Source organism: Martinezella calliandrae, from assembly GCF_030272695.1.
GTDB classification, from domain to species: Bacteria; Pseudomonadota; Alphaproteobacteria; order Rhizobiales; family Rhizobiaceae; genus Rhizobium; species Rhizobium calliandrae.
Genome location: NZ_JARFYN010000022.1, coordinates 89,564 through 95,987 on the forward strand (window position 1 = coordinate 89,564; position 6,424 = coordinate 95,987).

Annotated in this window: 8 protein-coding genes; 4 read left to right on the forward strand and 4 right to left on the reverse strand. The window is 59.2% G+C overall.

Features of this window, described 5'->3' with window-relative positions:
* Window positions 1–81: 81 nt before the first annotated feature.
* Window positions 82–1,401, forward strand: coding sequence for a glycolate oxidase subunit GlcF (glcF, locus tag PY650_RS18205; protein WP_285880867.1), 1,320 nt, complete (start codon window positions 82–84; stop codon window positions 1,399–1,401).
* A 127-nt stretch (window positions 1,402–1,528) separates the two neighbouring features.
* On the opposite strand, the gene PY650_RS18210 is transcribed toward glcF, so the two are convergent.
* From PY650_RS18210 to PY650_RS18225, 4 genes are all read right to left on the reverse strand, one after another.
* Window positions 1,529–1,879: a DUF6881 domain-containing protein gene (locus PY650_RS18210; protein WP_285880868.1), complete on the reverse strand. Its 351-nt coding sequence runs from the start codon at window positions 1,877–1,879 to the stop codon at window positions 1,529–1,531.
* Window positions 1,880–1,937: 58 nt separating this feature from the next.
* Window positions 1,938–2,606 (reverse strand): outer membrane protein, encoded by a 669-nt coding sequence (locus PY650_RS18215; protein WP_285880869.1) that lies wholly within the window; start codon window positions 2,604–2,606, stop codon window positions 1,938–1,940.
* Between the two features lie 400 nt (window positions 2,607–3,006).
* Window positions 3,007–3,708 carry a L,D-transpeptidase gene (locus tag PY650_RS18220; protein WP_285880870.1) on the reverse strand — a complete coding sequence of 234 codons (702 nt, stop codon included), beginning with the start codon at window positions 3,706–3,708 and terminating at the stop codon, window positions 3,007–3,009.
* 203 nt (window positions 3,709–3,911) lie between these two features.
* Window positions 3,912–4,709 (reverse strand): L,D-transpeptidase, encoded by a 798-nt coding sequence (locus PY650_RS18225; protein WP_285880871.1) that lies wholly within the window; start codon window positions 4,707–4,709, stop codon window positions 3,912–3,914.
* A gap of 302 nt (window positions 4,710–5,011) precedes the next feature.
* On the opposite strand from PY650_RS18225, the gene PY650_RS18230 reads away from it, so the two are divergent.
* From PY650_RS18230 to PY650_RS18240, 3 genes are all read left to right on the forward strand, one after another.
* Window positions 5,012–5,641 (forward strand): DNA-3-methyladenine glycosylase I, encoded by a 630-nt coding sequence (locus PY650_RS18230; RefSeq protein WP_285880872.1) that lies wholly within the window; start codon window positions 5,012–5,014, stop codon window positions 5,639–5,641.
* Window positions 5,638–6,234 carry a hypothetical protein gene (locus PY650_RS18235; protein WP_285880873.1) on the forward strand — a complete coding sequence of 199 codons (597 nt, stop codon included), beginning with the start codon at window positions 5,638–5,640 and terminating at the stop codon, window positions 6,232–6,234. Before PY650_RS18230 ends, PY650_RS18235 begins: the two co-directional genes overlap by 4 nt.
* Before the next feature lie 47 nt (window positions 6,235–6,281).
* Window positions 6,282–6,424: helix-turn-helix domain-containing protein (locus PY650_RS18240; RefSeq protein WP_285880878.1), on the forward strand; the 143-nt coding region annotated here is incomplete at its 3' end.

Consider the following 6,424-nt stretch of genomic DNA (forward strand, 5'->3'; position numbering starts at 1 on the left):
TATGCCCATCTCCCCATCGGGAGATGGTGGCCGACAGGCCGGATAAGGGGCCGGGTCTTGCCCGGACGGAGATATACCTAAATGCAAACCAACTTCACCCCCGCTCAGCTTGCTGATCCACATGTCGCCGAATCCGAGGCGATCCTGCGCAAATGTGTGCATTGTGGCTTCTGCACTGCCACTTGTCCGACCTATGTGACGCTCGGCAACGAGCTCGACAGCCCGCGCGGCCGCATCTATCTCATCAAGGACATGCTGGAAAACGGCAGGCCCGCCGATGCCGAAGTGGTGACGCATATCGACCGCTGTCTCTCGTGCCTTGCCTGCGTGACCACCTGTCCCTCGGGCGTCGACTATATGCATCTGGTCGATCACGCCCGCATCCATATCGAAGAGACCTACAAGCGGCCGCTGGTGGATCGGTTGACGCGCAATCTGCTGGCTGCTGTACTCCCCTATCCCAGTCGCTTCCGCCTAGCGCTCAACCTTGCTCGTTTTGGGCGACCGTTCGGGGGCTTGCTGAAGCGCATCCCGGCGATGACTCCCTTCGTTGCCATGCTCAATCTTGCGCCGCGCTCCATAGTCGCGCCACCAGCTTTCGCCAAACCCGGGCGGCATCAGCCGCAGGCGGCGCGGCGCGGGCGGGTGGCGATCCTGACTGGTTGCGCCCAACCGGTGCTAGATCCTGCCATCAACGAGGCAACCATCCGGCTTCTGACCCGCCTCGGCGTCGAAGTGGTGGTGCCGGAAGGCGAAGTTTGCTGCGGCTCGCTGGTGCACCATATGGGTCGCGAGGAACAGGCGCTGGCCAGCGCCCGCGTCAATATCGATGTCTGGATGCGCGAGATCGAAGGAAGCGGGCTCGATGCGATCATCGTCACGGCGTCCGGCTGCGGCACGACGATCAAGGATTACGGCCATATGCTGCGGCTCGACCCGGCCTATGCGGAGAAGGCGGCAAGGATCTCGGCACTCACCACGGACATTACCGAATATCTCGCGAGCCTCGATCTGCCTTCGCATATGCCGCGCGGCATCGCCGTGGCCTATCATTCTGCCTGCTCGATGCAGCACGGCCAGAAGATTACCATGGCGCCGAAATTGCTGCTAAAGGCTGCCGGGTTTGCCGTTCGCGATCCGGCAGAGGGGCATCTGTGCTGCGGCTCGGCCGGCACCTACAACATCATGCAGTCGGAAATCTCCGGCCAGCTGAAGGCGCGCAAGGTCAGGAATCTCGAAGCGACCAAGGCCGATATCATTGCGACCGGCAATATTGGCTGCATCACGCAGATCGCGACAGGGACCGGCATGCCGATTTTGCACACAGTCGAGCTGCTCGATTGGGCCTATGGCGGCGACATGCCGGCCAAGCTGAAGGGGCTCAAGCAGGCGGCAGGTTAGGGCGCCTGCGCAAGCGGCACCACCCATCGGCAGGATGCGGGCGCCTGTTCGATCTCATAGAAGCGGGGGGACGCCGGCACCGGTGAGCCAGGAGCCGAGGTTGGCTTTGCCGTCGACATCGGAGGGCTTAGTGCCCTCCGGTCGACCCCAGCCATTCAGTCTCGAACTTTTCGGCGCTAGTGAGCGTCAAGCTTATGCGCTCCTGACCCTCACAGATGAAAAGGCCGTCTACGACATTACGAACGCCGTCGTAGAACGAGCCTTCGACAAGACTACTGATGCCCGCCATCTCGCGATTCCGGCTGGAAACATCGGCAACGGACACGCATTCCCGCCGGCCGTCGGCAAACACGTCGACAAGCCTCGGTACGTCTCCGTCGGCGTCGACCTCATAATAGATAATGACGGGATCCCCACTTTCCGGATGGATCCAGTCGCATCGGTAATAGAAAAAGCTCATGCCGCCATTGTCTAACACGAAAACCCCCAAATCGGAATCGATTTAGGGGTCTCAGCAAGAACTATGGCGGTGTCTCTTAGAAGTTGAACGACACGCCGAAATTGATGGCATGAGTGAACACATCGGTCTTGAGGTTTGCGCCGCTATCGATCGGGACGTTCACGAAGTTGTAGTTGCCCTTATATTCGACAAAAGTCGCCCAATGCTGACTGAACTGGTAGCTGATGCCGGCCTGGGCCTGAAGTGATGCGCCGCCAAACTCGTAGTCGAAGGTGTGGCCGGAGGCACGCGTAACTTCAACGTGCGGCACGTTGATGCCGGCGCCGAGACCGACATAGGGCGTCCACTTGCGGCTGGGATCCTGGAAACGATAGAGCGCATTGAGCGTCAGCATGTTAAGGCCGTCGGTGAACTCGAAGTGCGACCAGCCGGGCGTGTTGCCGAGATCGCCATAGACCTTGGCATGGGTGTAATCGAGCGAAACACCCCAGTTCGACTTATTGAACTCGTCCAGCCACCAGATGCCGCGAAAGCCGAAATAGGGCGGCATCTTGAAGGATTTGCCTGACCAATTCGGATCGAAATCGGCGCCATCCGACGTCTTGACGTTGTTTCCAGTCGCGCCCTGGAAGCCGCCGTAAGCCGAAAACTGCATTTCTGCCGAGGCCGAGCTAGCGCCAAAGACAAAAGCGGAAATTGCAAGCGCGGCGAGAGCCGGCTGCTTGATGCGAAATGCGCGATGCATGTAAGATCCCCGAATGGCAAAGTGTCACTATCTAAGCGTGCTTCTATGACAGTTCTATTGCGTTATACCCCACTTCGGTACGGCTTAGGTAGGGAAGCTGACACGAAACTGAACAAAAATGGCAGTTTCCCCAACACAAAACACGATAAATTTGCGAATGTTACAACTGTGCCACAGTCGATGTTGCCGGGCTGGCGCGCCGAGGCCGCATATTTTGTGCGCGGCGACTCGGTCCAAGCGGAGGTAAACGACGTCCTGCTCCGGAATCGCCTCCGCGCCCAGCCACCTCGCACCCGTCGGGGATCGTCCCAAACATCCGGTTATATTCGCTGCTGAACTGCAAGCGGTTGTCGCACCCGACATCGAAACGGCCCACCGGGCCGTTTCGTCGACTCAGTCCTTATCCGCCGAACATCGTCCGAAACAGGTCGATGCCTCGATCCTGGTAGCTGACCTCGCCCTGCCGGTTGCCGGGGCCGACGACGATGACCTTGGTGCCGACGGGCGTGCGGTCATAGAGGTCGATGACATCTTTGTTCATCAAGCGGATGCAGCCTGACGACATGTTCAGGCCAATGCTCCAGGGCTGGTTGGTGCCGTGGATGCGGAACGCCGTGTCGTTGCCGTCGCGATAGAGATACATTGCGCGGGCGCCGAGCGGATTGTCTTCGCCGCCTTCCTGATAGGCGGGCAGCTTGTGACCTTTCTTGGCCTCGCGGACGCGCATCTCCGGCGGCGGCGTCCAACCGGGCCATTCCGCCTTGCGGCCGACCTTGACGACCCCCGACCAACCGAAGCCCTCGCGGCCGACACCGATGCCGTAGCGCCGTGCACGGTTGTCGCCTTCGACGAGATAGAGATATTTGTTGTTGGTATCGATGATGATCGTGCCCGGCGCCTCGTTGGTCACCAGTCGCACAACCCGCCGCTGAAACTGTGGCTTGACCTGTCCCTGCGGCTCGGTCGTCACGCGGATCACATCGGTCCGTGGCGCCGGCGCGACATGAGGTGCGGACGCATTGAAAGCTGCGGCGTCCGATGCCGCCATGAGACACGACACAGCAATGCCCGCCGCCGCCACGACCGGTAGTAATGATTTCATCCGTCATTCCCCTCTCGATTTACCCGGCAAGAAACTAACGAAACTTGCGAGAGGATCAAGATGAAATCGCCGATGGGAAAGATCGAGTCGATGGGGCGTCGACCTGCTCCAGCGTTGGAAAGCGCGTTATTGTCGAGTTATATCAATGCTTACAATAGGATTGCTGCGCCCTATCGTGTCGTGCGCAGCAATCCTGGTAGCAATCACATCACTATTACGCGGGTCCCGACTTTTACGCGCTCGTAGAGATCGATCACATCTTCATTGCGCAGACGGATACAGCCGGAGGACACGGCATTGCCGATGGTCCAGGGAGCGTTCGTGCCGTGGATGCGATAGAGGGTCGAGCCGAGATACATGGCGCGGGCGCCGAGCGGATTGGCTTCGCCACCTTCCATATGCGCCGGCAGGTAATGCCCCTTCGCGGCTTCGCGCGCGAGCATTTCCGATGGTGGCGTCCAATCAGGCCATTCCTGCTTGCGGGTGACGGTATGGGCGCCAGCCCATTCGAAGCCGGGTTTGCCAACACCGACGCCGTAACGCCGCGCCTTGCCGCCATCCATCACCAGATAGAGGAAGCGATTGTTGGTGTCGATGACGATGGTGCCTGGCTTTTCCTTGGTCTGATAATCGACGATCTGCGGCAGGAATTGCGGGTCGAGCTGGCCGCGAATTGCCGGATATTGCGGCCGGACGACACTGACGGGCTGCACGATGGGACGTGCAAACAGGCCGCGCGGCTGGATTACGCGCTGGACCTGTGGATTGGCCGTCTGGCTATCCGCCGGATTGTTGATCGGGTTGACTGCCTGGCGCACAACGGGGCGAGTAGCATATACCGCCGGCTGCACATTGGCGCCGCCGAGCTGCATCACCCAGGGAGCGGTCAGGTCGGGGCTGACTATAACAGGCGGGCGCGACTGGTAACGGTCGTCGGCGGCAGCGTCGGAAGCGAGCAGGCTCAAAACGCCCGCAGTGAATAAAAAGCATTGTTTCGTCATCGGACAAACTCTCTACTAAATGGGCCGAGGATGGGCGTAATTGCGCCCGCTCGCGAATATGGTGCCACTTGCGCGCCAGCGAATGGTAAACATCTATTCATCAAAATGCCGCGAAGCCGATAAACCTTTGTCAGGGTTACTACTTGGTTTGGAAAGACGGTTTGCAAGTGGTAAACCTTAGTCGAGATGACTTGCCTTCGAATCGTCCTCTCGATCTTAACTATTTGATTGACCTGATCTTATGCGATAGCTGCCTGCCAGTTTTCGGGATCATGCTCTGGAATTGAGGACGAACTGCAAAAATGGCCGGAACGGGCATCATCACCGGTGAAGATGGCAGGGACCGCTGCTTCTGGCACGGCAATCTGCCGGAATATCAGCGTTATCACGATGAGGAATGGGGACGGCCGGTTGTCGATGACATCAGGCTTTTCGAAAAAATCTGCCTGGAAGGTTTTCAATCCGGCCTGTCCTGGCTGACGATCCTGCGCAAGCGCGAAAATTTCCGCGCCGCTTTTGCCGGTTTCGATTTCGAGAAGGTGGCCGAGTTCGGTGATACCGACATCGAGCGCTGCCTCGGTGACGCCGGCATCATACGCCACCGCGGCAAGATCGTCTCCACCATCAACAATGCTCGCCGAGCCATCGAGCTGCGCCAGGAATTCGGCTCGCTCGCCCGATATTTCTGGGGCTATGAGCCGGCAGCCGCGGAGCGTCCAGCCTTTGTCGATTATCCGACCATCGCGGCCAATCCGACGACGCCGGCCTCGGTGCGGATATCGAAGGACCTGAAGAAGCGCGGCTGGACCTTCGTCGGTCCGACCACGGTCTACGCCTTCATGCAGGCCATGGGCCTTGTTAACGATCACATCGAAGGCTGTTATTGCCGGAAAGAGGTGGAGGCGATGCGCAACGCATTGGTACGGCCATGAAACGCCTGGTGCTTGCTTTTTCCCTGCTCGCGTTCGCCCCGCTTGGCTGTCGGGCCGCCAATGCGCAGGATACTCAGAATGATGACAGTACCCAAGACGCACAGCAAACGGCGCTTCCGGAACTCGACCGTGGCGAGACCGTGGAAAAGCTCGGCTTCCCCGCTGTCGTTGAAAAATTGTCGGGCTGGACGAAGTTCGGCAAGGGCAAGGTCTATACGCTGCCGCTCAAGAAGGGTCAGCATGTCCGCGTCACCTTCAGCTCGAAGAGCAAATACGCCTATATGGCGATCTTCGATCTGTCCTCGAACGACGACGAATCCTTCTTCGGCACCGACGAGGATGGCTTGACCGCCGATGTTACCGTCAACGAGGACACGACTTGGCTGATCAAACCCTATTACTCCCGCGTTACCCGCCGCCGCGGCCGCGGAGCGCCCTACGAAATCCTCATCGATCCCAATCCGCCGGCGGCACAGCAGCCGGCAGGACAAGATCAGAACCAGCCGGCGGATCAGACACCATCATTGTTTCCCAAAAAGCCATCAAGTCAGGCGCCGTCGCTGTTTCCTGACAAATCTTCGCAACCACAGTAGGTATTTATTGATTGCTGTCCTCGGATAGCTGATTGCGTCGGCTAAGGGTGGATCATGCTGGTTTTGGATCAGGGCTTAGAACAGTTCGCTTGCTGGACCCGACCGACAAGCAGGGGACCTATTTTGCCCGCGCTTCGGGGACGGCGCGGTTTGCGTGGAACTGGGCGCTGGCGCAATGGCAACGCCAGTA